This window comes from Aggregatibacter segnis ATCC 33393 (assembly GCF_000185305.1).
Lineage (GTDB): Bacteria > Pseudomonadota > Gammaproteobacteria > Enterobacterales > Pasteurellaceae > Aggregatibacter > Aggregatibacter segnis.
Map to the genome: position 1 here is coordinate 534,714 of NZ_GL622200.1, position 22,189 is coordinate 556,902.

General features: G+C 44.0%; 22 protein-coding genes. 8 read left to right on the forward strand and 14 right to left on the reverse strand.

Annotation, left to right across the window (positions count from 1 at the left end; translation table 11 throughout):
- The 3 genes from mglA to HMPREF9064_RS06775 form a co-directional block, all read right to left on the reverse strand.
- Positions 1-1,533, reverse strand: coding sequence for a galactose/methyl galactoside ABC transporter ATP-binding protein MglA (mglA, locus tag HMPREF9064_RS06785; protein WP_050540570.1), 1,533 nt, complete (start codon positions 1,531-1,533; stop codon positions 1-3).
- 73 nt (positions 1,534-1,606) lie between these two features.
- Positions 1,607-2,599 (reverse strand): galactose/glucose ABC transporter substrate-binding protein MglB, encoded by a 993-nt coding sequence (mglB, locus tag HMPREF9064_RS06780; RefSeq protein ID WP_006717423.1) that lies wholly within the window; start codon positions 2,597-2,599, stop codon positions 1,607-1,609.
- Between the two features lie 216 nt (positions 2,600-2,815).
- Entirely contained in the window at positions 2,816-3,835 is a 1,020-nt protein-coding gene (locus HMPREF9064_RS06775; protein ID WP_032997787.1) for a substrate-binding domain-containing protein, read from the reverse strand.
- Between the two features lie 242 nt (positions 3,836-4,077).
- Here HMPREF9064_RS06775 and galT point away from each other — a divergent pair, with 242 nt between their 5' ends.
- From galT to lnt, 5 genes are all read left to right on the forward strand, one after another.
- Positions 4,078-5,121 (forward strand): galactose-1-phosphate uridylyltransferase, encoded by a 1,044-nt coding sequence (gene galT / locus HMPREF9064_RS06770; RefSeq protein ID WP_032997788.1) that lies wholly within the window; start codon positions 4,078-4,080, stop codon positions 5,119-5,121.
- A 221-nt stretch (positions 5,122-5,342) separates the two neighbouring features.
- Positions 5,343-6,497 carry a galactokinase gene (galK, locus tag HMPREF9064_RS06765; RefSeq protein ID WP_032997789.1) on the forward strand — a complete coding sequence of 385 codons (1,155 nt, stop codon included), beginning with the start codon at positions 5,343-5,345 and terminating at the stop codon, positions 6,495-6,497.
- The gene (galM, locus tag HMPREF9064_RS06760) at positions 6,491-7,528 is read left to right on the forward strand and encodes a galactose-1-epimerase (RefSeq protein ID WP_006717430.1); all 1,038 of its coding nucleotides are present in this window, start codon (positions 6,491-6,493) and stop codon (positions 7,526-7,528) included. The genes galK and galM overlap by 7 nt, the downstream gene beginning before the upstream one ends.
- A gap of 224 nt (positions 7,529-7,752) precedes the next feature.
- The gene (corC, locus tag HMPREF9064_RS06755; RefSeq protein ID WP_032998092.1) at positions 7,753-8,649 is read left to right on the forward strand and encodes a CNNM family magnesium/cobalt transport protein CorC; all 897 of its coding nucleotides are present in this window, start codon (positions 7,753-7,755) and stop codon (positions 8,647-8,649) included.
- Positions 8,650-8,761: 112 nt separating this feature from the next.
- Positions 8,762-10,306, forward strand: a complete 1,545-nt coding sequence (lnt, locus tag HMPREF9064_RS06750; RefSeq protein WP_032998093.1) for an apolipoprotein N-acyltransferase — start codon at positions 8,762-8,764, stop codon at positions 10,304-10,306.
- Positions 10,307-10,365: 59 nt separating this feature from the next.
- On the opposite strand, the gene infA is transcribed toward lnt, so the two are convergent.
- Complete coding sequence (infA, locus tag HMPREF9064_RS06745; protein WP_006717435.1) at positions 10,366-10,584, reverse strand: translation initiation factor IF-1; 219 nt, start codon at positions 10,582-10,584, stop codon at positions 10,366-10,368.
- A gap of 217 nt (positions 10,585-10,801) precedes the next feature.
- Here infA and pepB point away from each other — a divergent pair, with 217 nt between their 5' ends.
- A complete protein-coding gene (gene pepB, locus HMPREF9064_RS06740) occupies positions 10,802-12,109 on the forward strand; it encodes an aminopeptidase PepB (protein ID WP_006717439.1) in 1,308 nt (435 codons plus the stop codon).
- Between the two features lie 11 nt (positions 12,110-12,120).
- Positions 12,121-12,546: a nucleoside-diphosphate kinase gene (gene ndk, locus HMPREF9064_RS06735; RefSeq protein WP_006717440.1), complete on the forward strand. Its 426-nt coding sequence runs from the start codon at positions 12,121-12,123 to the stop codon at positions 12,544-12,546.
- Between the two features lie 151 nt (positions 12,547-12,697).
- Here the strand turns inward: ndk and apbC are convergent, their stop codons facing one another.
- Positions 12,698-13,810: an iron-sulfur cluster carrier protein ApbC gene (gene apbC / locus HMPREF9064_RS06730; protein ID WP_032997790.1), complete on the reverse strand. Its 1,113-nt coding sequence runs from the start codon at positions 13,808-13,810 to the stop codon at positions 12,698-12,700.
- A gap of 171 nt (positions 13,811-13,981) precedes the next feature.
- Between apbC and metG the strand changes: the two genes are divergently transcribed.
- Positions 13,982-16,042 (forward strand): methionine--tRNA ligase, encoded by a 2,061-nt coding sequence (metG, locus tag HMPREF9064_RS06725; protein WP_006717446.1) that lies wholly within the window; start codon positions 13,982-13,984, stop codon positions 16,040-16,042.
- A gap of 131 nt (positions 16,043-16,173) precedes the next feature.
- Here the strand turns inward: metG and iscX are convergent, their stop codons facing one another.
- The 9 genes from iscX to HMPREF9064_RS06680 form a co-directional block, all read right to left on the reverse strand.
- Complete coding sequence (gene iscX, locus HMPREF9064_RS06720) at positions 16,174-16,368, reverse strand: Fe-S cluster assembly protein IscX (protein WP_006717448.1); 195 nt, start codon at positions 16,366-16,368, stop codon at positions 16,174-16,176.
- A complete protein-coding gene (gene fdx / locus HMPREF9064_RS06715) occupies positions 16,368-16,709 on the reverse strand; it encodes an ISC system 2Fe-2S type ferredoxin (protein ID WP_006717450.1) in 342 nt (113 codons plus the stop codon). Before fdx ends, iscX begins: the two co-directional genes overlap by 1 nt.
- 10 nt (positions 16,710-16,719) lie before the next feature.
- Positions 16,720-18,579 carry a Fe-S protein assembly chaperone HscA gene (gene hscA, locus HMPREF9064_RS06710; protein ID WP_006717453.1) on the reverse strand — a complete coding sequence of 620 codons (1,860 nt, stop codon included), beginning with the start codon at positions 18,577-18,579 and terminating at the stop codon, positions 16,720-16,722.
- A 23-nt stretch (positions 18,580-18,602) separates the two neighbouring features.
- Positions 18,603-19,124, reverse strand: a complete 522-nt coding sequence (gene hscB / locus HMPREF9064_RS06705; RefSeq protein WP_006717455.1) for a Fe-S protein assembly co-chaperone HscB — start codon at positions 19,122-19,124, stop codon at positions 18,603-18,605.
- Positions 19,125-19,135: 11 nt separating this feature from the next.
- On the reverse strand, positions 19,136-19,459 hold the full coding sequence (iscA, locus tag HMPREF9064_RS06700) for an iron-sulfur cluster assembly protein IscA (protein ID WP_032997792.1): 324 nt from the start codon (positions 19,457-19,459) through the stop codon (positions 19,136-19,138).
- Between the two features lie 41 nt (positions 19,460-19,500).
- Positions 19,501-19,947, reverse strand: a complete 447-nt coding sequence (locus HMPREF9064_RS06695) for a hypothetical protein (protein WP_006717458.1) — start codon at positions 19,945-19,947, stop codon at positions 19,501-19,503.
- Positions 19,948-19,959: 12 nt separating this feature from the next.
- Complete coding sequence (locus tag HMPREF9064_RS06690) at positions 19,960-20,415, reverse strand: hypothetical protein (protein WP_006717461.1); 456 nt, start codon at positions 20,413-20,415, stop codon at positions 19,960-19,962.
- A gap of 87 nt (positions 20,416-20,502) precedes the next feature.
- Complete coding sequence (iscU, locus tag HMPREF9064_RS06685) at positions 20,503-20,886, reverse strand: Fe-S cluster assembly scaffold IscU (protein ID WP_006717462.1); 384 nt, start codon at positions 20,884-20,886, stop codon at positions 20,503-20,505.
- 56 nt (positions 20,887-20,942) lie between these two features.
- Positions 20,943-22,157: an IscS subfamily cysteine desulfurase gene (locus HMPREF9064_RS06680; RefSeq protein ID WP_032997793.1), complete on the reverse strand. Its 1,215-nt coding sequence runs from the start codon at positions 22,155-22,157 to the stop codon at positions 20,943-20,945.
- Positions 22,158-22,189: the final 32 nt, after the last annotated feature.

A 22,189-nucleotide genomic window follows, 5' to 3' on the forward strand; every position in this document is an offset into this window, starting at 1 on the left:
TTATAAATATTTTGCGGCAAGTTGCAAAATTTCTTCTTGAGAGGTTTTTGCCGTTTCAACGATACCAGCAACTTTGCCATTACTCATCACGAGAATACGGTCGGTTACCCCAAGGAGTTCAGGCATTTCGGAAGAAATCATGATGATACCTTTATCCTTTTTCGCCAGTTCCTGAATTAATTGGTAAATTTCAAATTTTGCACCGATATCGATCCCGCGGGTCGGTTCGTCCAACATCAGAATCTCCGGTTGGGTTAATAACCAGCGACCGATGATGACTTTTTGTTGGTTACCGCCGGAAAGTGAGCCAATCGTTGTTTTGTGCGATGGCGTTTTGACATTCATTGAATCAATAACCCATTGTGTGTCACTGCTCATTTTCTTATTGCTGAGCAATTTCCAAGGGGTTAAATAGGATTTCATGTTGGAAATCAGAGAGTTGAATTCAATGCTTAAGTTAGAGTAAATCCCCGTTGAACGACGTTCTTCGGTTACCAAAGCAAAACCGTGGTTAATTGCCTCAAGTGCGGTATGATTTTTTACTGTTTTTCCATTGAGTTTAATGGTGCCGCTTTTCAGTTCGCGCACGCCGAAAATGGCTTCAACGATATCTGTACGTTTCGCGCCGACGAGACCTGCAATCCCTAAAATTTCCCCTTTACGCAAATTGAAAGATACATCTTGAATAGAAGGTTGGTTTAATGCCGTCAGATTTTCTACTTCTAAGGTGATTTCTTTTGGTACGTTAGTTTTTTCCGGGAAACGTTGGGTGAGTTCACGGCCTACCATCATGGAGACGATTTCTTCCATGGTGGAGGTTTTTACCGGTACGGTATTGATCCATTTGCCATCGCGTAGAATAGTGATTTCATCACAAATTTTGAAGATTTCGTCCATTTTGTGAGAAATATAAATAATACCGCAACCGCGATCTTTTAATTTTTGAATGATTTTAAACAGATGTTCCACTTCTTTTTCAGAAAGTGAGGATGTCGGTTCATCCATAATCACAATTTTTGCGTTATAAGAAAACGCTTTCGCAATTTCGATCATCTGCATTTGTGAAACGGAAAGTTTGGCTACTTTTTCTTTTGGATCAACATCAATGTCCAATTCATCAAAAATAGCTTTGGTATCACGGTACATTTTCGCGTGATCGACAAAAGGCCCTTTAAGTGGGTAACGACCTAGCCACAGGTTATCCATTACGCTGGTTTGACGCACAAGGTTAAGTTCTTGGTGCACCATGGAAATGCCGTTTTCTAAGGCTTCTTTTGAGGTTTTAAAATTCACGGGTTTGCCTAAAAACAAGATTTCACCTTCGTCTTTAGAGTAAATGCCGAACAAGCATTTTAACAACGTGGATTTACCCGCACCGTTTTCCCCCATCAATGCGTGTACAGAATGCGAACGGACGCTTAAGTTTGCGTGATCTAAGGCTTTTACGCCCGGAAAGGACTTGCTGACATTAGTCATGGTAAGCAGGACTTCGCCATTTTGGCTTCCGCTTTGACTTTGAATTTGCTCTGTCATATCCAACCTCATAAATAAAGGGGAAGGGACATAAGTGTTGTCCTACGCTTCCCCTTACATTAATAAAACAAATTTATTTTAAGAATTCAGATAAGTTATCTTTATCTACACCAACATAAGGAACACGTACAACACGATCTTTAAGTTCCCATTTGGTACCTTCAGTTGCCGGTTTGCCGTTTGCTAAGTTATTAGATAACTCAACAACCGCTTTACCTTGGTTTACACCGTCATTTAACACGGTACCTGCAAGTTCACCTTTCTTGATCAGTTGTAATGCTTCAGGTAGGGCGTCAACACCGAAGATTGGTAATTTTTTACCGTGTGCTTTGGTTGCTTCTAATGCACCTAATGCCATACCGTCATTGTTAGAAATGATCACTTCGATGTCATTTGCTTTAGAGCTGGATAACCATGCATCGACTTTATCTTTCGCTAAGGCTGCATCCCACATACCGGTATCAATGAAGAGTTGTTCAGTTTGGATACCTTGTGCATTTAATTGCTCAATAACATATTTGGTACGTGCTTCAGCATCTGGGTGGCCCGGTTCACCTTTTAATAAAACAAATTGGATTTTACCGTCTTTGTTTAAGTCTAATGCCGGCATGGCTTTCCATTGTTTTGCAATTAAGTCGCCTTGGATAATGCCTGATTCTTTCGGATCTGTACCTACAAAGTAAGCGTTATCATAAGAAGCGATTGCTTTTGCACCCGGGTCTTTATTGAAGAACACAACAGGAATATTGTCCGGTTTTGCTTTACCGATGATGGTTGGTGCCGCAGATGGGTCAACTAAGTTGATCGCTAACGCTTTGACGCCTTTTGAAAGTAATACATCAACTTGGTCGTTTTGAATAGACTGTGCGTTTTGAGAGTCATTCATTAATAATTTCACGTCTTTTAATTGATCTGCATCTTTTTGGATTTCTTTACGCATCAAAGACATAAAGTTGTCGTCATATTTATAGATTGTCACACCGATACGGGTTTCTGCTTGTGCTGCACTGATGCCGGCACCGAAAGCTACTGCTAAAGCAACTGCACTTAATACTGTTTTTTTCATAATGCATGTTCTCCATTAATTGTTCATATAAAGAATAAAGAGGGGTTTATTTTAGTGATAATTCATTAAAGCATTATTATCAAAATCTTACCTTTTTACACTGCAATCGCTACTCGGGTAATTGGTGGTAAGGATACCTTGTTTTTTAGGGAAAGAATGTGATCATATTCACATTTATGAAAACGATTACATCTCTCGCTCAAAAATAATGCAATTTTAACGTTTTTCCTCCTTTGGGTAGGCATTTTCCACCGAAAAACGTCTGACTAGTGTCGGATTAAATTGCGGATTAATAGGTAGGGAAAGGGTTTTATCAACCAAACTTAGAGCTAGTTTTGCGGCATAATTTGCCATAAGATCAATAGGATAGCGAATTGTTGTGAGTTTAGGCACCAAATAACGGGCAATTGGCATATCGTCAAAACCAATAATAGAGAACTGTTTCGGCACTTTGATATTGTTTTCATTGAGTACGGATAACGCACCTGCCGCCATAGAATCATTGTAGGCAACAACGGCTGTTAAATTATCGTTATAACTCAATAGGTTAATCATGGCTTCTTCACCACCTTCGAAATCCGGTGTGCTATGTACGATGGCGTTTTCGACAATGGGGATACCATGTTCTGTAAGCGCATTCAAATAACCTTGTTTACGCTCAGCTTCATCGTTAATTCTATGGTTTGAGCCGATATAACCAATATGGCGATGCCCTGCGTTAATCAGCGTATTGGTAGCAATATAAGTGCCTTTTTGGTTATCCAATCCGACACAGCGGGATTCATAACCTTTAATACAACGGTTGATAATTACCATTCCCGGCACACTTTCTAAATAATCCGCTAAAGTTTGATCATCTAACGCTTTGGAATGCACGACCAAACAATTACAACGTTTACGCAGTAGGGTATCAATGGCTTCTTTTTCTTTTTCTGCCTGATGGTATCCCATGCCGATCAAAATATTTTTGCCATGCTCCATGGCGACGTGATCAACCGCTTTCACTAGAATTGCAAAAAAAGCGTCCGTTACATCGGTCACTACAACGCCTAATGTATCGGAACTTTGCGAAGCCAAAGCCTGCGCATTGGCATTTGGACGGTAGCCTAATTGTTCAATAGCGTTCAATACAGCGGCACGGGTGTGTTCTTTCGCACAAGGGTGATTATTTAATACCCTAGATACTGTCGCGACAGAAACGCCAGCCTGTTTAGCAACATCTCGAATAGTAACCATAGATATCCCTTCATTATGTATGACTAAAGCCCAAGGAATCATAATCGGAAAAAAGACTTTTTGGAAACGCTTACTTTTAAAAGTGTCGTGTATGTCACAGTTTTTCTCATCGCTTTATAGCTTAAGTAAATAGAAATTCATTTTTGTGATCTTGATAACAGTTTAATTTGTTAAATATGCTATTTTATGCCATATTTTGTAATCGTTTTCATAAATTAAATACAACCGAACAGAGGTACATTATGACAACTGTTTTTGAACCTACCGATCATCCGCACCGCAGATATAACCCGTTAACCGACCAATGGGTTTTAGTTTCTCCTCATCGCGCTAAACGTCCATGGCAAGGACAACAAGAGAAAGTCAATGAAGAACAAAAGCCAAGTCACGATCCGAATTGCTATCTTTGCCCGCGTAATAAACGCATTACCGGTGAGCCCAATCCCGATTATCACAAACCTTATGTGTTTAAAAATGACTTCTCCGCACTGTTAGAAGACACACCGGCACCGCAAAATAACGACAATCCGTTATTCCAAAGTTCACAAGCTCGTGGTGAAAGTCGCGTGATTTGTTTTTCGCCGGATCACAGTAAAACGTTGCCATTATTGACCGCACTTGAGATCGAAGAAGTCATTAAAGTCTGGCAGGAACAGCTCCGTGAGCTCGGACAAAAATACCAATGGGTACAAATCTTTGAAAACAAAGGCGCAGCGATGGGCTGTTCTAACCCGCATCCACACGGACAAATCTGGGCAAACAGTTTCCTGCCGAATGAAGTGGCGAGAGAAGATAAAGCACAACGTCAATATTATGAAAAATATGGTTCTGTGCTGTTGGTGGATTATGTCCAACAAGAACTGGCCCGCAAAGAACGTATCGTTGTGGAGACAGAGCATTGGGTTGCTGTGGTGCCGTATTGGGCGGTTTGGCCGTTTGAAACGCTATTATTACCAAAAATGCACGTTAAACGTTTGACGGAATTAAGTGATGCTCAAGCGAAAGATTTGGCGGTGATATTGAAAAAACTCACCACTAAATACGACAACTTATTTGAAACTTCTTTCCCGTATTCCATGGGGTTCCACGCTGCACCGTTTAACGGCGAAGAAAACGACCATTGGCAACTACATGCTCATTTCTATCCACCACTTTTACGTTCCGCTACCGTGCGTAAGTTTATGGTGGGCTATGAAATGCTCGGCGAAAGCCAACGTGATTTAACCGCAGAACAAGCAGCAGAAAGACTGCGTGCGTTGAGTGAAATTCACTATAAACTGAAATAATGCGCCCAATTCCCCTCTTTAGCAAAGAGGGGTTAGGGGAGATTTACTCGCTTCGCTCGCACTTCGTGCCGTTGCTAAAGCAACGTTCAAACGCAAGCGTTTGTGGCAGAAGCTATACCAACCTCATACGAAATTTAAATATCACAATTAAATCTCCCCCTGCCCCTCTTTATAAAAGAGGGGAGTGGTTTGAGAGATATGATAAAGAGAAAGGAAATAACATGACCCCAATCCAAAAATCCCAACACATTTTCAAGCAAAAATATAATCAACAACCTGAATTGACCGTGTATGCGCCGGGTCGAGTCAATATTATCGGTGAACATACTGATTACAACGACGGCTTTGTGATGCCATGCGCCATTAACTATGGCACGGCGATTGCCGGCGCGAAACGCAACGATCATGTTTGGAATGTGTATGCCGCCGATTTGGATCTGTCTGATGAGTTTTCACTAGATAAAGAAATCCCTCAAAGTGAACAAAAATGGGCAAATTATGTGCGTGGTGTGGTGAAGTTCATTCAAGAACGTTGCCCAGATTTCAAACAAGGGGCGGATTTGGTGATTTCTGGCAATGTGCCTCATTCTTCCGGTTTAAGTTCTTCAGCTGCGTTGGAAGTGGCAACAGGAAAATTTTGTCAGCAGCTAGGCGATTTGCCTTTAAGCCATACAGACATTGCGCTTATCGGGCAAAAAGCAGAAAACAAATTTGTTGGTGCCAACTGTGGCAATATGGATCAGCTAATTTCTGCGCTTGGACAACAAGATCATTTATTGATGATTGACTGCCGTAGTCTTGAAACCCAACCAACGCCCGTGCCGCAGGATGTGGCGGTGATTATTGTGAACTCTAATGTGCCGCATGATTTGGTTACTGGCGAATACAACACTCGTCGTCAGCAATGTGAACGTGCGGCAGAATTTTTCGGCGTGAAAGCCTTGCGTGATGTGTCCGTGGCACAGTTTAAAGAAAAAGAAGCAGAATTGACCGCACTTGATCCGCTGGTGGCAAAACGCGCCCGCCATGTGGTGACAGAAAATCAACGCGTATTAGATGCGGTAGACGCCTTGAAACATAATGACTTAACCCGTCTTGGCGAATTAATGGGGCAGTCGCATGATTCTATGCGCGATGATTTTGAAATCACCGTGCCACAGATTGACTATTTAGTGGAATTGGCACAGTTGGTCATCGGTAAACAGGGTGGTGCACGCATGACCGGAGGGGGCTTCGGCGGTTGTATTGTTGCTCTTGCGCCACACGATAAAGTAGAAGCCGTACGCAAAATCGTGGCAGACAATTATGAAAAACAAACAGGCTTGAAAGAAGACTTTTATGTTTGCACGGCTTCACAAGGGGTGCGTGTATGCTAGAACAACACGCCCAAGGCACTGCGCCGGACGGTTTGCCGTTTCAGCTTTTCACGTTGCAAAATACGCAAGGAATGCGTGTGCAATTTACCGATTGGGGCGCAACTTGGACGTCTTGTCGCGTGCCGGTCAACGGAGAATTGCGAGAAGTGTTGCTGGGTTGCAAGTTGGAAGAGTATCCCGTTCAGCAAGCCTATTTAGGCGCGAGTGTCGGACGCTATGCTAACCGTATTGCCAATGCCCAATTTACGCTTAATGATAAAATTGTGGCCTTAACCGCCAACCAAGGAACGCATCAACTTCACGGTGGTGTAAACGGTTTTGATAAACGCCGTTGGGCATTAGAAAAGTGCGGTGAAAATTTCGTGTGTTTTTCTTTGCATTCTACCGACGGTGATCAAGGTTTCCCTGGTAATGTGGATGTGACGGTGACTTATACGTTAATGGAAGAAAATTCAGTCAAAATTGAGTATGCAGGGAAAAGCGATCAGGATACGGCATTGAATTTAACTAACCACGCTTATTTCAATTTAGAAAACGCTGAGCTGGGTACGGATGTTCGCCATCACCGCTTGCGCCTGAATGCGGATTTCTATTTGCCGGTAGATAGCGAAGGCATTCCAAATTCACCGTTAAAACACGTTGTCGGCACCAGTTTTGATTTTCGCGTTGCCAAGCCGATTCAACAGGATTTTCTGCAAGGCGAACAGCTTGCCACCAAAGGCTACGATCATTCTTTTGTCGTCAACAAAGCCTGGCAAAAACCTTGTGTTTTACTGAGTTCACCAAATGACGATTTGCATTTGGAAGTGTTGACTTCACAAGCCGCATTACAGGTTTACACCGGCAATTTCCTCGGCGGCACACCTACTCGACATGGCAAACAATACGCGGATTACAGTGGCGTTGCGTTGGAAACCCAATGTTTGCCAGACACGCCAAATCACCCCGAATGGCAAAATTACGGTGGCATTGTGAAAGCCGGTGAAGCGTATTACCAATGGACGGAGTATCGTTTTAAAGGTAATGATTAAACTAAAAGTGCGGCTAACATTTGCCGCATTTTTTCTTTCTGCAGTTTGTATCTCATAGCCGTTACTTAAGTGATTAACGATCCTATGCTGATGACTGCCTGTTTTGTGATATGCCACAAAATTTAAGAGAAAAACAGACCGCACTTCCGTTCTTCCTTTTGCGCTTTCGTGACAAATATGGTACTTTCTCCCCTGTCAATCCGACGGCAACTTTTTTAATTTTTATGAACGAAGAACACTCGACCAACCAATCTGAAGTTACTAAAAAATCTTTTTTCCAATCTCTTTTCGGACGTTTCTTTCAAGGCGAACTAAAAAATCGCGATGAGTTAGTAGAAGTGATCCGAGATTCTGAACAAAACGATCTCATCGACCAAAATACCCGTGAAATGATTGAGGGCGTGATGGAAATCGCTGAATTGCGTGTACGCGATATTATGATTCCGCGTTCTCAAATCGTTTTCATTGAAACCGATCAGGATTTAGATTCTTGTTTGGACACCATCATTGAATCTGCCCACTCCCGTTTCCCGGTAATTGCCGATGCGGATGATCGCGACAATATCGTAGGGATTTTGCATGCGAAGGATTTGCTGAAATACCTGCGTGCGAATGCGGAAGAATTTAATCTGTTACATATGATTCGTCCGACCATGATTGTGCCGGAAAGCAAACGAGTGGACAGAATGCTAAAAGATTTCCGTTCCGAGCGCTTCCACATGGCGATTGTGGTAGATGAATTTGGTGCGGTGTCAGGTTTGGTAACCATTGAAGATGTGTTGGAGCAAATCGTCGGAGACATTGAAGACGAATTTGATGAAGAGGATGTGGCGGATATTCGCCAACTTTCCCGCCATGCTTACGCGGTGCGTGCCTTAACGGATATTGAAGATTTTAATCAACAATTTAACACCCAATTTAATGACGAAGAGGTGGACACTGTTGGTGGTTTGATTATGCAGGCATTCGGCTATTTACCAAAACGTGGTGAAGAAATTACACTGGAAAATCTGCACTTTAAAGTGACCTCTGCAGACAGTCGTCGCATTATTCAACTTCGCGTTACCGTGCCGGACGAATATTTGCCGGAAATGGAGAATGTCGAGAACCTAGCGGAGTAGTTTTCTCCGTTTGTAAGTAGCCAATCAGCCCGTTCTTTACAAAGAGCGAAATGGCATACCAACATATTGAAAGGATAAAAAGCAGGCATTTTGCCTGCTTCACTATTTTATGATGAAGAAATATCTCACTTACCTTATTGCGCTTATTTCAGGTGCCATCGGTGTATTTGCTTTTGCGCCTTTTCATTACTGGGCCTTGTCCTATGCGTCTTTGTTCGGTTTGATTTGGGTTATCAAAACACCACAAAAATCCACCGCACTTTTATCTGCTTTTTTATGGGGCTTGAGCTTCTTTACTTTTGGGGTGAACTGGCTACATGTCAGTATTCATCAATTTGGAGAGGCTCCTTTAGCAGTGAGTTATTTCTTGGTGGTGCTGTTAGCCGCATATTTGTCGTTGTATCCGCTCTTATTTGCGTATTTGGTGCGCCGCTTACAGGTGCAACGAGCAGTGATGTATCCCGTATTATGGACGTTAACTGAATTTTTGCGCGGTTGGGTTTTCACCGGCTTTCCTTGGTTGCAATTCGGTTATACGCAAATTGATAGCCTGTTTGCTGGGATTGCGCCGATTTTTGGCGTTACCGGTTTAACCTTCTTGGCTATGTTCTTAAGTGCGGTCGCTTTTAACATCGTTTCTGCGTTATGGAATTCACCGAAAAAATGGAATGTTGTTTTGGCAAATAGTCTTATTTTAGTGGCTATTGGTGGGACGGCAAGTTACACATCAAAGATTAATTATGTAAAAGAAAACCCTGAAAAGGCGCTGAATGTTTCTTTAGTGCAAGGCAATATCGAACAAAATTTGAAATGGGATCCGAATTATCTGTATCAAACCATGGAAAATTATGGGCGATTAATTGGCGATAATTTGGGAAAAACGGATTTGATTATTTTGCCGGAAGCCGCATTTCCAACCTATGAAAACAGTATTCAGCCATTTTTCCAAATGTTGCAATCTTTGGCGGAAAAAACCAATACGGAAGTGATGGTCGGCACGATTTATCAAGATGAAACCCTTGGCAAATTATTTAACTCTATTGTGGTGGTGGGGAATCAGACGGCACCTTATCAGATGCAAACGGCAAACCGTTATAACAAACATCATTTGGTACCGTTTGGTGAATATGTTCCGTTAGAAAGTATTTTGCGCCCGCTCGGTTCTGTGTTTAATTTACCCATGTCGGCTTTCCAAAGCGGCGCCCCAGTGCAGCAAACCTTGCTGGCAAAGAATCTGAATTTCACTGCAGCGATTTGTTATGAAATTATTCTCGGTGCGCAATTACAGAAAAATCTCACGGCAAACAGTGATTTTATTCTCACGGTGTCTAATGATGCTTGGTTTGGTAATTCCATCGGCCCGTGGCAACATTTACAAATGGCACAAATGCGTGCGTTGGAACTTGGTAAACCGGTGATTCGCGCAACGAATACAGGCGTGACGGCATTTATTGATGCCCAAGGCAACATTGTGGCGCAAGCCCCGCAATTTGTGGAAACGGTGTTGACGCATCGTATTGCGCCGACACAAGGTAAAACCCCTTACAGCGTCTTTGGCGATATGCCGTTATATGTCTTAAGTGCGGTCTTTTTCCTGTTGCATTTGTTAGGTATGTTGCTTCAGCGCCTGCTCTTGAAACGGGTAAGAAAAGCTTGATTCGAAAAACAAAAACACCGGAGATTATCCGGTGTTTTTGTTTATGTCATAAAGCGAAATTAACGGCTACGGAATACGATGCGGCCTTTGCTTAAATCGTATGGTGTCATTTCTACGGTCACTTTGTCGCCGGTTAAAATACGAATGTAGTTTTTACGCATTTTGCCGGAAATGTGTGCAATTACCACGTGGCCGTTTTCCAATTCAACGCGAAACATAGTGTTTGGCAAGGTTTCTAAGATGGTGCCTTGCATTTCAATGGAATCTTCTTTTGCCATTTGATCCTCTAAAATAATTAATCATTTTTTCCGCCGCCTACTTTTGGCGGAATCTCATACAAAAAGTCGGTGCGGATTATACCGTTTTTGTTGGTGGCAAGAAAGTTTTTTAACGCAGATGCCCGTAGGAAGCGCTTTTTTATTGGATTCATGATGAGAAAACCCAATAAAACTGATATATTACAAGCCGTTATTCTCAATATTTAAAGGAGAAAGTATGTCTATGCAGGTTTTACTTTCAAACCAACCGGCTTCGGCGGTTTGGGGTGAAAAGGCACTCATCAGTTTTAATGAAGATAAAGCGACCCTTCATTTAACTGATTTTTCCGATCGCACTTCCATACAAAAAGCGGCACGCAAGTTACAAAATCAAGGCATTTCTGATGTTGCACTAAGCGGAGAAGGGTGGCGGTTGGAAAATTGTTGGGCGTTTTATCAAGGTTTTTACAATGCGAAAAAACAGTTTAAATTACAGTTTCCGGCATTATCTGCGGAGCAACAACAAGAACTGAATCACCGTATTCAATGTGGCGATTTCGTGCGTGAAATCATTAATCTGCCGGCAGCCATTTTAACGCCGGAAGAGCTTGCCCAACGCGCTGCGAAGTTTATCGGGCAAATGGTAGAACAAGCCGCTAAACAAAGTGCGGTCAGTTTTTCCATCGTTTCTCGAGAAGCATTGCTAGAACGTGGTTACCACGGTTTGTGGCAGGTGGGGAAAGGCTCGCAAAATCTGCCGGCCATGTTGCAGTTGGATTTCAACCCGACCGGCAATCCGGACGCGCCGGTGTTGGCCTGTTTGGTGGGTAAAGGTATTACGTTTGACAGTGGCGGTTACAGTATTAAACCGAGCGATGGCATGAGCACCATGCGCACTGATATGGGGGGCGCCGCGTTATTGACAGGGGCGTTAGGCTTGGCGATTTTGCGTGGTTTAAATCAACGGGTGAAATTATTCCTTTGCTGTGCAGAAAACTTGGTGAGTAGCCGCGCCTTCAAATTGGGCGACATTATCCAATATCGTAACGGTGTCAGCGTAGAAATTCTGAATACCGATGCCGAAGGCCGCTTGGTATTGGCAGATGGTTTAATTGATGCAGATGCCCAACAACCTCAATTTATCGTGGATTGCGCTACGTTAACCGGTGCGGCAAAAGTGGCGGTAGGCAATGATTATCACAGTGTGCTATCCATGGATGATCAGTTGGTCTCTGATTTATTCCGTGCTGCCGAGCAAGAACAAGAGCCATTTTGGCGTTTGCCGTTTGCCGAGTTGCATCGTGGGCAAATTAAAACGGCGTTCGCTGACATTGCCAATACCGGCACGGTTCCTGTGGGTGCAGGTGCTAGCACGGCAACCGCGTTTTTATCTTATTTCGTGAAAAATTATCAACAGCATTGGTTACACATTGATTGTTCTGCCACGTATCGCAAAGCCCCAAGCGATTTATGGGCGACCGGCGCGACCGGTATCGGTGTGCAAACCCTTGCCAATTTATTATTAGCTAAAGCAAAACAACAGTAAGAGGATGTGAAATGAGCTTACAACGAACCTTATCTATTATTAAACCGGATGCCGTAAAGCGTCATTTAATCGGCGCGATTTTGGCACGCTTTGAGCAACAAGGCTTCAAAGTGATTGCCGCTAAGATGGTACACTTCACCCAAGAGCAAGCGGAAGGTTTTTATGCAGAACACCAAGGCAAACCTTTTTTTGCGCCTTTGGTGGAATACATGATTTCTGCACCGGTATTCGTGAGTGTGTTAGAAAAAGAAAACGCGGTGCAAGACTACCGCACTTTAATCGGTACAACGAATCCTGAAACGGCGGCAGAAGGCACGATTCGTCGTGATTTTGCATTAAGTCAACGGGAAAACTCGGTGCATGGTTCCGATAGCCCGGAAAGTGCGGCACGGGAGATTGCTTATTTCTTCGTTGATGATGAGATTTGCGATTATTAAGATTGCGATTTAAACAAAAAGCCATTTTGTCAAAACAAAGTGGCTTTTTTATTACGATAAGAAAAAAGTGCGGTGGATTTTTCGGATGTTTTAAAACATCTTGGAAATCCACCGCACTTCTATTTTATACAAGATAATTTAAGTAACGCCGTTACTTCACTTCGCGGAACATAATTTCGCTCGGAATCACAGAACCTTGCCAGTAAAGTTCGGTCGCAACTTTTTCCGCTAATTTCAAGAAACCTTGCGCAATTTCGCTGTCTGGCGCGGCAATTACGGTTGGTTCGCCGCGATCCAAATCTTGACGAAGGCGGATGTGTAACGGTTGTTGTCCCAATACTTTGATATTGTATTTATCCGCAATGCGTTCTGCACCACCGGCACCGAAAATCGCTTCTTGGTGACCGCAGTTGCTGCAAATGTGCATGGACATGTTTTCCACAATACCTAATACAGGCACGGAAACACGCTCAAACATGGAAATCCCTTTTACTGCATCCAATAGGGCGATGTCTTGTGGTGTTGTGACAACCACAGCACCTGTCACCGGAATTTGTTGGGACAGGGTAAGTTGAATGTCACCGGTGCCCGGAGGCATGTCGATCACAAGATAATCTAAGTCAGGCCATAGGGTTTCTTGTAATAGTTGGCTTAATGCGCTACTTGCCATCGGACCGCGCCAAATGGTGGCGTTGTCTTCGTCCATTAAGAAACCGATGGAGTTAGCATACAAACCGTGCGCTTCTATCGGGGTGATATGTTGGTTATCCGGTGATGTCGGGCGTTGATGTGGTGCACCAAGCATGTGCGGAATGGAAGGGCCGTAAATATCCGCATCTAAAATCCCTACGCGGGCGCCTTGTTGGTGTAATGCAATGGCAAGGTTCACAGAAACGGTAGATTTACCCACACCGCCTTTACCGGAGCTCACCGCAATAATATTTTTAACGCCTTTCACCGCAGGATGGTTGTTGGCGCGTTTAAGAGTAGCAATTTGATAGCTAAGCTGCCATTTGACATTTTCCACTTCTGCTGCGTCTTTTAATGGTGCGGTTAACGCGTCTTTTAATTCGGCAAACGCGGTGTTCCAGGCAAAAGGCATGGATAATTCCACGCGTAGAGTATTTCCGCCTTTTTCGACTTTTTTCAATGTATTAAGAGAAATGAGATCTTTTTGCAGAGTAGCATGTTGAAAGTTTTTGAATAACTGAACAATCTGTTCCTTTTGTTGTTCCGTTAAATTTTCAGAAAATAACGTCGCCATAATGCTTCCTTTTTTAGTGTAGTAAATTCGTTGGTTATATTTAATCATGACCGCCTTTATCTGTTAAGTTAAAAATGCCTAAATCATGATTAAACTAGAAAAAATACCCTCAATAAGGTAACATAAGCGCCAATTTTTTTCCGTTTTTTAAGTATTTTAAAGGTCAATATTATGTCGAATTCCAAGCGTAAAATTTTAGTTACTTGTGCCTTGCCGTATGCCAACGGTCCGATTCATTTAGGCCACATGTTGGAGCATATTCAAGCGGATATTTGGGTACGTTTTCAACGGATGCGCGGAAACGAAATCCATTTTGTGTGCGCCGATGACGCACATGGTACGCCGATTATGCTAAAAGCGGACCAAATGGGCATTACGCCGGAGCAACTCATTGACGATGTACGCCACAAACATATGGCGGATTTTGCCGGTTTTAACATCAGCTTTGATAACTACCATTCCACCCATAGCGAAGAAAATCGCGAGTTTTCAGAATTTATTTACAACCGTTTAAAAGAAAACGGTTTTATTAAAAGTCGCACTATTTCCCAACTCTATGATCCGGAAAAAGGGATGTTCTTACCTGATCGTTTTGTGAAAGGCACTTGCCCGAAATGTAAATCGCCGGATCAATATGGCGACAACTGCGAAGTGTGCGCGGCTACTTATAGCCCGACGGAACTCATTAACCCGCGTTCTGTGGTGTCAGGCGCAACGCCGGTCATGAAAGATTCCGAGCATTTCTTCTTTGATTTGCCAAGTTTTGAAGCCATGTTGAAAAACTGGTTGGGTTCCGGATCTTTGCAATCAGAAGTGGTGAATAAAATGCAGGAATGGTTTGAAGCAGGTCTTCAACAATGGGATATTTCCCGCGACGCGCCATATTTTGGTTTCCAAATTCCGAATGCAGAAGGCAAATATTTCTACGTTTGGCTGGATGCGCCTATCGGTTACATGGCGTCTTTCAAAAATCTGTGTAAACGTGAAACCAGTATTGATTTCGACAGTTTCTGGTGTAAAGACAGTGATGCAGAGCTTTATCATTTCATCGGCAAAGACATCATGTATTTCCACAGCTTGTTCTGGCCTGCTATGTTAGAAGGTGCAGGTTTCCGTAAACCGAGCAATATTTTTGTGCACGGCTATGTGACGGTGAATGGCGAGAAAATGTCAAAATCCCGCGGTACATTCATTCAAGCGGCAACCTATTTGAAACACTTGGATCCGGAATGTTTGCGTTATTACTACGCGGCGAAATTAAGTAATCGCATTGATGATTTGGATTTGAACTTAGAAGATTTCGTTCAGCGCGTGAATACGGATTTGGTGAATAAACTGGTGAATTTGGCTTCCCGTAACGCTGGTTTTATCCAAAAACGTTTTGACGGCAAGTTGGCGGCAGCATTAGATGATCAGGCTTTATTTAGTGAATTTATTGCACAATCTGAGCAAATCGCCACGTATTACGAAAATCGCGAATTCGGCAAAGCCATTCGTGAAATCATGGCATTAACCGATAAAGCCAACAAATATATTGACGATAAAGCCCCTTGGGTAATTGCGAAAGAAGAGGGCAAAGACGCGGAGTTGCAAGCGGTATGTTCCATGGGGATTCAATTATTCCGCGTGCTTATGGGCTATTTGAAACCGGTGTTACCAAAACTGGCAGAACGTGCGGAGGCTTTTTTACAAGCGGAATTAACCTGGGCAAATTTAGCGCAGCCTTTATTAAGTCATCAAATTGCACCGTTTAAAGCCTTGTTCTCCCGTTTAGATGGTAAGCAAATTGAAACGATGATTGAGGCGTCTAAAGCGGAAAACGCGCAAGCGAACGCTACGCCTGTTGCGAAAAGTGCGGTCAAAAATACAAATGAATCTGTGGGATCTATCGAGCCAATTGCAGAGGCTATCACGATTGATGATTTTGCTAAGTTAGATATGCGAGTGGCGAAAGTATTGAAATGCGAAGCCGTGCCGGAATCCAATAAATTATTGCGCTTTGAACTGGATTTGGGCGATCACAAACGCCAAGTTTTTTCCGGTATTAAGGCGGCTTACGATAAGCCGGAAGAGCTGGAAGGTCGCTTTGTGATTATGGTGGCAAACCTTGCACCACGCAAAATGAAATTCGGTGTGTCTGAAGGCATGATTTTAAGTGCGGGCACCGGCGGCGCGGATTTATTCCTGTTGTCTGCTGATGCAGGCGTGAAAGCGGGAATGCAGGTGAAGTAAGCATCATTCCACATTGTAGGGACAGACTTTATGTCTGTCCGACAATCTGATGATACGAATAGGACAGGCATAAGCCTGTCCCCACGGTTAAAGTTTGCGTTCAAAGTGCGGTTGTTTTTCTGAGAGAATTTCTACTCGTACTCTTCCAACCACTTCAGCAAAATCGCTTCTAAGATTGTTTCGTTTGATTTTTGCGGATCATCGTCAAAACCGTCTAGCTCACAAATCCAGCGGTGCAAATCGGTAAAACGAACGGTTTTGGGATCCAGATCCGGATTGTTGTCATACAACGCTTCGGCAATGCGTTGGGCGTCCGTCCATTTCATTAGTGCGCCGCCTCATTTGCGTGGTTAATATTGTATTTAGGAATTTCAACGACTAAGTCTTCATCACCAATAATACATTGGCAAGACAGTCGGCTTTCCATTTCTAAGCCCCAGGCTTTATCTAACATATCTTCTTCTTGATCGCTTGGTTCATTTAAAGAATCGCCTCCTTCACGCACTACCACATGGCATGTGGTGCAAGCGCAAGAGCCATCGCACGCGTGGTGAATTTCTACGCCAGCGTTGTGGGCCACTTCAAGCAAATTGTCGCCGGCGGCGGCATCAACTACCATGCCTTCCGGGCAAAATTCTTCATTGGGTAAAAAAATCACTTTTGGCATTTTAACATCCTTACTTTCCTACAATATCTTCAACGGAGTGCCCTGCCAAAGCCGTGCGAATGGATTTGTCCATACGCCGTGCGGCAAATTCCTGCGTTGCGAAATCTAACGCTTTGATTCCTTGCTTGATGGCAAGGGAATCGTCCAGCTGCTTTAATTGTTCCAACGAAATAATCGCATTTTTGACCGCACTTAGTTCGTCGTCATCTAATAAATCGTAATCTTGCGCGAGTGCCGAGCGCACGCTTTCCAGCACGCGTTCTGCTTCTACCCGCTGTTCCGCCAATAAGCGCGCCTGAATGTCTTCTTTGGCGTTTTCCATGGAGGCTTTTAACATATTGGCGATTTCATCGTCGGTTAAACCGTAAGACGGTTTCACTTGAATGGAGGATTGCACGCCGGTGGTTTTTTCCATGGCGATGACGCTTAATAAACCGTCCGCGTCCACTTGATAGGTCACGCGAATGTGCGCCGCGCCGGCGGCCATCGGCGGAATGCCGCGTAGCGTGAAGCGGGCAAGAGAGCGGCAATCGTTAACCAATTCCCGTTCGCCTTGTACGATATGCACCGACATTGCGGTTTGTCCGTCTTTGAACGTAGTGAATTCTTGCGCACGCGCGACAGGAATGGTGGTGTTGCGCGGAATGATTTTTTCCACTAAACCGCCCATAGTTTCGATGCCAAGGGAAAGCGGAATAACGTCCAATAACAATAGCTCGGAATCCGGTTTGTTGCCGGCGAGAATATCGGCTTGAATCGCCGCGCCAAGGGCGACCACTTTATCAGGATCGATAGAGGTCAGTGGTTGTTTTTGGAAAAATTCACCTACTTGTTCGCGCACATAAGGCACTCGGGTAGATCCACCCACCATCACCACTTCACGCACATCTTCCGCTTCTACGCCGGCATCTTTTAAAGCGCGGCGACAAGCAAGCAAAGAACGTTTAACCAACGGTTGAATCAGTTCGTTAAATTGTTCTCGGGTGATACTGCCAAGCCAGTTACCGTAATGAATTTGAACTTCCATTGAATTTGAAAGTTCTTGTTTGAGGCGATTGGCTAATTCGATCAGTTCACGATATTGGCTGTCATTTTCCGGTTTTACTGCAGATTGTTCGATAATCCAATCGGCTAAGACCAAATCAAAATCATCACCACCTAGCGCCGTGTCGCCGCCGGTTGCCAACACTTCGAACACACCACGGGAGAGGCGCAAAATGGAAATGTCAAAGGTGCCGCCGCCTAAATCATACACGGCAATCACGCCTTCTTGTCCGCTATCCAAGCCGTATGCAATGGCGGCTGCAGTCGGTTCGTTTAATAAACGCAGAACATTAAGTCCAGCTAATTTTGCGGCGTCTTTGGTACTTTGGCGTTGTGCATCATCAAAATAGGCAGGTACGGTGATCACTGCACCGACAAGGTTTCCGCCTAAGCGTTGCTCACCAAGTGCGGTCAATTTTTTCAGGATTTCTGCGGAAATTTCAATCGGACTACGTACACCTTGACGTGTTGTTAATAAAGGTAAACCGTTTTCACTGGCGACAAATTGATAAGGCAGATTCGGATAACGTTGTTGAATATCCGCAAGGCTGCGACCGATTAAACGTTTGACGGAAATCACTGTGTTTTGCGGATCTTGCGTGGCAAGTTCGGCAGCTTCATAACCGACAATCACGTTGTCATCTTTGCCAAAATGCACAACAGAGGGCAATAACGGACGATTTTGTTCGTCCAATAAAACATCACTGTGGCCGTTGCGTACGGTGGCAATCAGGGAGTTTGTGGTGCCGAGATCGATGCCCACGGCAAGTTTTTGTTGATGGGGTGCGGCACTTTGTCCCGGCTCTGCAATTTGAAGTAACGCCATGTTGTTTCTCGATATACTTTACATTAAAAATCTAAAAGAGTCTCTTCAACTCGCTCAATTTCTGCTTGAAGTTTTTTGATAAAACGTAATTTGTCTGTGATTGCCCGTGCGATGTCCCATTGTTGCGCATCAAGTGCGGTGGATAATTCGTCTAAAATTGCGCGGCGGGTGCGTTCGATGTCTTTAGTGAACGCCGTCAGTTCGTCGCTGTCTTTGTTATTTTCGATATTTTCTAAGGTTTCGCGCCATTCCATTTGCTGCATCAGAAAACTGATGTCTTTACTGCTTTTTTCTTCTACGTTTTCCACCTCGCCGGTGTGAATAGCAATAATGCTGTCGGCGCGGCTAATCGGATCTTTTAAGGTGCGTAAGGCATCGTTGATTTCCGCCGATTTTTGAATCGCCAAGCGCTGTTCTTGCGCAGACGCGGCGGAAAAATTATCCGGGTGCAGGGATTTTTGTAAGGCCAAATAACGCGTCGCCAATAAATCCTGATCCAGTTGAAAAGACACGGGTAAATCAAATAAAGCAAATGGATTGTTCATACCTTTCTCGATTAAACGTTAAAACTCTCACCGCAACCGCATTCGTCTTTGACGTTCGGATTGGTGAATTTGAACCCTTCGTTTAAGCCTTCTTTGGCAAAATCCAGCTGGGTGCCGTCTAAATAAACTAGACTTTTGGTGTCCACGATGACTTTCACGCCGTATTGTTCAAACACGTGATCGTCTGCATTTAACGCGTCCACAAATTCAAGCATATAAGACAATCCGGAACAGCCGGAGGTTTTAATGCCCAAACGAAGCCCGATCCCTTTCCCACGTTTTGCTAAAAATGTTCTCACGCGATCTGCCGCGCTTTCGGTTAATGTGACTGACATAATCATTCCTCTGATTTTGCTAAATAAACGTACAGTCGTTTTTACTGATCAAATAACTTGAATCCTACGAGACCAACGATAAAAGATAAATAAGTCAATAATACGCTACAAATTGCCGCACGAAGCCAAGATTTTTGCATAAATTGCGGCTTAAAGAGCGCCGGAAAAATAGACACGAAACCAGCGGCAAGACTCCATATAAGATAAATTACCCACATCGCCGCCCCGCCTTTAGGATCGCCGCTGGTGATTGATAAATAAGCGAAAAGCGCAAACAGCGAAGTAATTGCCAACGCCGAACCGGTGACTGCTGCTGCGCGTACCCGCGTATAGAAAATCGTCGCGGCAAACAAACAGCCCCAATAATAAGCTAAATTTAACAGGGTCAATTCGTCAAAAAACGTCGGTGTAATATAGGCGGTATATATCACCGGCACCAAAACACCGACGAGTATTGCCGCGATAGCCAATTTCTTTTCTGTGGTCATGTGTTTCCTCGGTTAAAGTGCGGTTAATTTTAGAATTAATATCGCCAGTACAACGCTTAAATAAGTATATCCCGCGGACGCAATTAACGCGCTTAACCAAGAGCGGGTAAATAATTTAGGCTTTTTTCGTGCAGGGTAGAGGGAGAGCAATCCCGCAAACACACTCCACGCGAAATAAAGCGTCCAAAATATCGTATCGCTTTTCGGATCGCCGCTCATGCCTAAATCAACCAGCAGAAAAAGGCTCATGGTGGCCAACTGGGCGCCGATAAACGCGGCGGGGCGAAGGCGGCTATAAAGCACGGTCGGCAGAAACAGGGTGATCCAATAAAAAAGTGTGCCGCCGCTAATGAAATCGGCTTTGCCGAACGTGTATCTGAGATATGAACCGTAAAAATGTTCATAAGCTAGCGGAAATAAGATGCCGATACACAACACGGCAAGGGCAATTTTCTTTTCAGTCGTCATTTTTATGTTGTTATAAAGTACAAAGTGCGGTGACTTTTTTACCCGTTTTTAAAAACGCGCCAAAAAACGACCGCACTTTTTTGCCGATTAAGACCCTTTTTTCGCTTTGTAGTCGGCGATGGCGGCTTTGATGGCGTCTTCTGCTAAAATGGAGCAGTGCACTTTTACCGGCGGTAATTCAAGTTCTTCCGCGATTTGGCTGTTTTTAATGGCGCCCGCTTCTTCCAAGGATTTGCCTTTTACCCACTCGGTGATGAGGGAGCTGGAGGCGATTGCCGAGCCGCAGCCGTAGGTTTTGAATTTGGCGTCTTCAATAATGCCGTCATCATTTACGCGGATTTGTAATTGCATTACGTCGCCACATGCCGGTGCGCCCACCATGCCGGTGCCGACCGCGCTGTCTTTTTTGTCCATAGAACCCACGTTACGCGGGTTTTCGTAATGATCGATCACTTTTTCGCTATATGCCATTTTTTATTCCTTCCTAAAATATTGTTTTTATTGGGCGGTTTGCTCCGCCCGTTAAATTAGTGGGCTGACCACTCAATGGTGTTTAAGTCGATGCCTTCTTTGAACATGTCCCAAAGCGGAGATAATGCGCGTAATTTTTCCACCGCACCTTTCATTAAGCTGATGGTGTAGTCGATTTCTTCTTCGGTGGTGAAACGGCCTAAAGTGAAACGAATCGAGCTGTGTGCCAATTCATCATTGCGGCCTAACGCACGTAACACATAAGACGGTTCAAGGCTCGCAGACGTACAAGCGGATCCTGAGGATACCGCAATGTCGCGTAATGCCATCATTAAAGACTCACCTTCTACATAATTGAAACTGATGTTGAGGTTGTTGGCGACACGGTGTTCCATGGAGCCGTTAACGTAGGTTTCTTCGATATCTTTTAAACCGTTGTATAAACGATCGCGAAGGGCTTTAATGCGTGGAATTTCTGTTGCCATTTCTTCTTTTGCGATGCGATAAGCTTCACCCATACCAACGATTTGGTGGACAGGTAATGTACCGGAACGCATACCGCGCTCATGACCACCACCGTGAATAATCGCTTCTAAGCGAATACGTGGTTTGCGGCGAACGTACAATGCACCGATGCCTTTTGGTCCGTATAATTTGTGGCTGGACATGGACATTAAATCGACCGGTAATTCAGCAAGATTGATCTCCACTTTGCCCACACTTTGGGTGGCGTCTACGTGGAAAATGGTTTTGTTTGCACGGCATAATTCGCCAATCGCTTGAATGTCTTGAATCACACCGATTTCATTGTTCACGTGCATAATAGAGACGACGATAGTATCAGGGCGAAGTGCCGCTTTGAATTTTTCTAAATCCACTAAACCATCGGATTCCGGTTCTAAATAAGTAACTTCAAAACCTTCGCGTTCTAGTTGACGGCAAGTATCCAACACCGCTTTGTGCTCAGTTTTGCAAGTGATAATGTGCTTGCCTTTGGTTTGATAAAAATGTGCCGCACCTTTGATCGCCAGATTGTCTGATTCTGTTGCGCCGGAAGTGAAAACAATTTCACGGGAATCGGCACCGATGAGATCGGCAATTTGATTACGCGCAATATCAACCGCTTCTTCGGCTTGCCAGCCGAATTTGTGGGAACGAGATGCCGGGTTGCCGAAAACGCCATCGATGGTTAAGTATTCCATCATTTTTTTCGCGACGCGTTCGTCCACCGGGCAAGTTGCCGCATAATCTAAATAAATAGGTAATTTCATCATTCACTCCTAAATAGTTTTATTTTAAACCG

Excerpts from the sequence above, each read along its gene's own strand:
- iscU (WP_006717462.1), bottom strand. The coding sequence starts at position 20,886 with ATGGCATATAGCGAAAAAGTGATCGATCATTACGAAAACCCGCGTAAC.
- metG (WP_006717446.1), top strand. The coding sequence starts at position 13,982 with ATGTCGAATTCCAAGCGTAAAATTTTAGTTACTTGTGCCTTGCCGTAT.
- infA (WP_006717435.1), bottom strand. The coding sequence starts at position 10,584 with ATGGCAAAAGAAGATTCCATTGAAATGCAAGGCACCATCTTAGAAACC.
- HMPREF9064_RS06680 (WP_032997793.1), bottom strand. The coding sequence starts at position 22,157 with ATGAAATTACCTATTTATTTAGATTATGCGGCAACTTGCCCGGTGGAC.
- mglB (WP_006717423.1), bottom strand. The coding sequence starts at position 2,599 with ATGAAAAAAACAGTATTAAGTGCAGTTGCTTTAGCAGTAGCTTTCGGT.
- lnt (WP_032998093.1), top strand. The coding sequence starts at position 8,762 with ATGAAGAAATATCTCACTTACCTTATTGCGCTTATTTCAGGTGCCATC.
- galM (WP_006717430.1), top strand. The coding sequence starts at position 6,491 with ATGCTAGAACAACACGCCCAAGGCACTGCGCCGGACGGTTTGCCGTTT.
- HMPREF9064_RS06775 (WP_032997787.1), bottom strand. The coding sequence starts at position 3,835 with ATGGTTACTATTCGAGATGTTGCTAAACAGGCTGGCGTTTCTGTCGCG.
- HMPREF9064_RS06695 (WP_006717458.1), bottom strand. The coding sequence starts at position 19,947 with ATGACCACAGAAAAGAAATTGGCTATCGCGGCAATACTCGTCGGTGTT.
- hscA (WP_006717453.1), bottom strand. The coding sequence starts at position 18,579 with ATGGCGTTACTTCAAATTGCAGAGCCGGGACAAAGTGCCGCACCCCAT.
- galK (WP_032997789.1), top strand. The coding sequence starts at position 5,343 with ATGACCCCAATCCAAAAATCCCAACACATTTTCAAGCAAAAATATAAT.
- HMPREF9064_RS06690 (WP_006717461.1), bottom strand. The coding sequence starts at position 20,415 with ATGACGACTGAAAAGAAAATTGCCCTTGCCGTGTTGTGTATCGGCATC.
- apbC (WP_032997790.1), bottom strand. The coding sequence starts at position 13,810 with ATGGCGACGTTATTTTCTGAAAATTTAACGGAACAACAAAAGGAACAG.
- ndk (WP_006717440.1), top strand. The coding sequence starts at position 12,121 with ATGAGCTTACAACGAACCTTATCTATTATTAAACCGGATGCCGTAAAG.
- pepB (WP_006717439.1), top strand. The coding sequence starts at position 10,802 with ATGTCTATGCAGGTTTTACTTTCAAACCAACCGGCTTCGGCGGTTTGG.
- iscA (WP_032997792.1), bottom strand. The coding sequence starts at position 19,459 with ATGTCAGTCACATTAACCGAAAGCGCGGCAGATCGCGTGAGAACATTT.
- mglA (WP_050540570.1), bottom strand. The coding sequence starts at position 1,533 with ATGACAGAGCAAATTCAAAGTCAAAGCGGAAGCCAAAATGGCGAAGTC.
- hscB (WP_006717455.1), bottom strand. The coding sequence starts at position 19,124 with ATGAACAATCCATTTGCTTTATTTGATTTACCCGTGTCTTTTCAACTG.
- corC (WP_032998092.1), top strand. The coding sequence starts at position 7,753 with ATGAACGAAGAACACTCGACCAACCAATCTGAAGTTACTAAAAAATCT.
- iscX (WP_006717448.1), bottom strand. The coding sequence starts at position 16,368 with ATGAAATGGACGGACGCCCAACGCATTGCCGAAGCGTTGTATGACAAC.
- galT (WP_032997788.1), top strand. The coding sequence starts at position 4,078 with ATGACAACTGTTTTTGAACCTACCGATCATCCGCACCGCAGATATAAC.
- fdx (WP_006717450.1), bottom strand. The coding sequence starts at position 16,709 with ATGCCAAAAGTGATTTTTTTACCCAATGAAGAATTTTGCCCGGAAGGC.